Origin of the sequence: Anaerobutyricum hallii DSM 3353, from assembly GCF_000173975.1 — a bacterium.
Lineage (GTDB): Bacteria > Bacillota > Clostridia > Lachnospirales > Lachnospiraceae > Anaerobutyricum > Anaerobutyricum hallii.
Genome location: NZ_ACEP01000175.1, coordinates 1 through 3,727, shown reverse-complemented (window position 1 = coordinate 3,727; position 3,727 = coordinate 1). Strand labels below are relative to the sequence as shown.

Genomic DNA, 3,727 nt, shown 5'->3' with positions numbered 1-3,727 from the left:
GGGAAGCCACCACCTCTACAGGTGGGGGAGGATGTCACAAAGTAACAGGTAAATACGAATGAATATTTAAGAAAGAGAAGGTTGAGATTTTGAGTGAGTGGTTTTCAGGCATAAAAGCAAAGTTTATATTGGACTTTATTGCAGATCAGCGTTGGAAGTACATTACAGATGGTCTTAAAGTAACATTAGAAGTAACATTTCTTGCATTGATTCTGGGATTAGTTCTTGGAGCAGTCATTGCGGTAATCCGTACAACACATGATCAGCTGAAAGAAGATCAGAGTAAAGGTTTTGGAAGTTTTCTGATTAAGCTGGCAGACCTGATCTGTCGAGTGTATCTGACAGTTATTCGTGGTACGCCAACGATGGTACAGTTATTGATTATGTTCTTTATTGTTTTAGCATCTTCTAACAATAAAGTTATGGTAGCGGTTATCACATTTGGTGTGAACTCCGGGGCATATGTTGCAGAAATTTTCCGTTCAGGTATCATGTCTGTTGATAAAGGACAGATGGAAGCAGGACGTTCCTTAGGACTTGGCTATACAGATACCATGTTACAGATTATCATGCCACAGGCAATCAAAAACTGCCTGCCGGCATTAGTAAATGAAATGATCACATTATTAAAAGAAACATCTATCTGTGGTTATATCGGTCTTAACGAGTTAACCAGAGGCGGAGATATTATCCGTGGTATAACATACGATGCTATGATGCCATTATTAATCGTAGCAGTAATTTACCTTGTAATTGTCATGTTCTTTACATGGCTTATGGGCAAACTGGAAAGGAGATTAAGAGAAAGTGATATCCGTTAAAAATTTATGCAAATCTTTTGGAGACCATCAGGTATTAAAAGATATTAATGAACATATCGCTCCAGGCGAGAAAATCGTTATCATCGGACCATCTGGTTCTGGTAAGTCAACCTTTCTTCGCTGCATGAACCTCTTAGAGCGTCCGACATCCGGACAGATTATCTTTGATGGCATTGATATTACAGATCCAAAAACAGACATTAATAAAGTGCGTCAGCATATGGGAATGGTATTTCAGCATTTCAACCTTTTCCCACATAAGACGATCATGGAAAATATTACACTTGCACCGGTACGTCTGAAGTTAATGAAGTCAGAAGAAGCAAAAGAAGAAGCTCTTAGACTTCTTAAATTGGTTAACTTAGAAGAAAAAGCAGATGCTTATCCGGGACAGTTATCCGGTGGACAGAAACAGAGAATTGCCATCGTTCGTTCTCTTGCGATGAAGCCGAAAATGATGCTTTTTGATGAACCAACATCCGCCCTTGACCCGGAAATGGTAGGAGAAGTTTTAGAAGTAATGAAAAACCTTGCCGATCAGGGAATGACAATGGCAGTAGTAACCCACGAGATGGGATTTGCCAAAGAAGTGGGGACTCGTGTTATGTTTATGGATGAGGGAAGAATCCTTGAACAGGGAACACCGGAGGATATCTTTGATAATCCGAAAGAGGCCAGAACACAGGAGTTTCTCTCCAAAGTACTGTAAAAGTTGATTTGCCGCAGGCAAGGTAGACACCTTCCGAGAATGAAATAATCCTTATTTGTGACTTTAGTCGCGGCGGTTTGAATGCGCGCCCTATTTGCTTGCATCCAAACCTTGCTTCGAGGCCACAAATAAGGATTATTTCATTCTCAGAAGGCTGTGCTTTGGCTGGAAAAGTGAAATAAGAATTTTAGCTTCCGAAGTTCATGGATTTCTGATATATTTACATTAAGTTTTAAAGGAGTATGATTATGAAAAAAAGTTTAAAGAGGGCAATAATCTGTTTTTTCTAATGCTGGGAATTGCAGGAACGGTTTCAGTATTATAAAAAGAAAGTTCGCTACATTGGATATATAGGTGGTGGTGGTACAGGTACTGAACTTAGTCAACGTAAAAAATATCTAGTTTATGGTGGTCACCATTTTTCTTGTAGATTGAAAGTGAAAAATGGGGTAGGAAAATTGGATACAAGCTTGGGAATATATTTAAATGATGTGCCATATTATCATGAAAAGGCAATAATAAAGCATAGCGACATCCTCCCCCACCTATAGGACGCCACTGAAAAAGTGGTCGTAAAATCATATATCTGATATAATTAAGGTATCATAATTGTCGGAGGTTGAAATGTTATCATCCCAGCTTAAACTTAACCTTAGTTATTATTCAGATTTATATAACATGATTGTTCCAAAAGATCATATTCTAAGAAAAATCAGGGAATTGGTCGATTTTTCTTTTATATATGATGAATTAAAAAATAAATATTGCCTTGATAATGGACGTAATGCAAAAAACCCTATATTGCTATTTAAATATCTGCTTTTGAAATATCTTTATAACCTTTCTGATAATGGTGTTGTTGAAAGATCACGATATGATATGTCTTTTAAATATTTTCTGGAATTAACGCCAGAAGAAGAGGTTATCCATCCCAGTCTTTTAACAAAATTCAGAAAGCAGCGTTTAAAAGATGAAAATATACTTGATCTGCTCATAAATAAAAGTGTAGAACTTGCCATAAACCAAGGTGTTTTAAAAAGCAATTCTATTATTGTTGACTCAACTCATACAGAAGCCCGTTATCATAAAACTACTCAGAGAGAAATGTTGAAAAAAGCCTCTACTTCTTTAAAAGCAGCTTTAAAAGATTCTGATAAAGACATTTATCTGCCAGATGAACCTGAAAAATGTGCTTCTTTAGATGAGTATAATGAATACTGTCATGAATTATTAAACACAGTCCAGGAAAGTCCGTATTCAGAACTGCCAACGATTAAAGAAGACTCTTCTATGTTATCCGAAATTTTGGATAATCAGATTGATTGTTATGATCAATCCATTGATCCAGATGCCCGGATTGGCCATAAAACGGTCAATTCTTCTTTTTACGGATACAAAACTCATTTGGCCATGACAGATGAACGAATCATCACAGCAGCAACAATCACATCCGGCGAAGCATTTGATGGTCAGGAACTTCCAGTACTGGTTCAAAAAAGTAAAGTAGCAGGTGTAACCGTTAATGAAGTAATAGCAGATACCGCATATTCCACACTGGAAAATTTAAAAGATGCACAAAGCAATGACTATAAATTAATTTCAAAGCTTAACCCGTGCATCATAAAAGGGACTCGTTCAGAGGACGGCTTTATCTTTAATAAAGATGCGGATATCATGCAGTGCCCAGCAGGGCATTTGGCTATAAAATATCGAATTGACAAACGTAGTAATCAGAAAAAGAATGCACGTATCAAATATTTTTTCGATATTAATAAATGTCATGTCTGTCCTTATCGTAATGGCTGTTATAAGGAAAATGCAAAAACCAAAACGTATAGTATCACTATTAAATCGGATTATCATAAAAATCAAGAGGCGTTTCAAAAAACACAATATTTCAAGGAACGTTTCAAAACCCGCTATATGATAGAGGCAAAAAATAGTGAATTAAAAAATATACACGGATATAGTCGTTGTGATGCTGCTGGACTATCAAACATGCAACTTCAAGGAGCAGTATCAATATTTGTAGTCAATTTAAAACGAATTTTAAAACTAAAGGGAGAAGTCTGCCTAAATGAGGAAAAATAGGAAAATCCATCTCTCAAAAGGGTAGATTTTGCATCTCTCAAAACACTATTTTAGCAATATTTTATTATCAAGGAACATTTTCACACATAGTTGATGCTCTGCGGTA

General features: G+C 36.4%; 3 protein-coding genes. All 3 read left to right on the top strand.

Annotated elements, in window-relative coordinates; translation table 11 throughout:
• Positions 1-89 precede the first annotated feature (89 nt).
• The 3 genes from EUBHAL_RS14535 (at position 90) to EUBHAL_RS14520 (ending at position 3,621) form a co-directional block, all read left to right on the top strand.
• A complete protein-coding gene (locus tag EUBHAL_RS14535) occupies positions 90-821 on the top strand; it encodes an amino acid ABC transporter permease (RefSeq protein ID WP_005351912.1) in 732 nt (243 codons plus the stop codon).
• Positions 808-1,530 (top strand): amino acid ABC transporter ATP-binding protein, encoded by a 723-nt coding sequence (locus tag EUBHAL_RS14530; RefSeq protein ID WP_005351907.1) that lies wholly within the window; start codon positions 808-810, stop codon positions 1,528-1,530. Before EUBHAL_RS14535 ends, EUBHAL_RS14530 begins: the two co-directional genes overlap by 14 nt.
• 624 nt (positions 1,531-2,154) lie before the next feature.
• Positions 2,155-3,621, top strand: a complete 1,467-nt coding sequence (locus EUBHAL_RS14520) for an IS1182 family transposase (RefSeq protein ID WP_044923879.1) — start codon at positions 2,155-2,157, stop codon at positions 3,619-3,621.
• The last annotated feature ends 106 nt before the right edge of the window (positions 3,622-3,727 follow it).

What these genes read in the sequence shown, in the direction of transcription:
- EUBHAL_RS14520 (WP_044923879.1), top strand. Translation starts at nt 2,155, where the DNA reads ATGTTATCATCCCAGCTTAAACTTAACCTTAGTTATTATTCAGATTTA.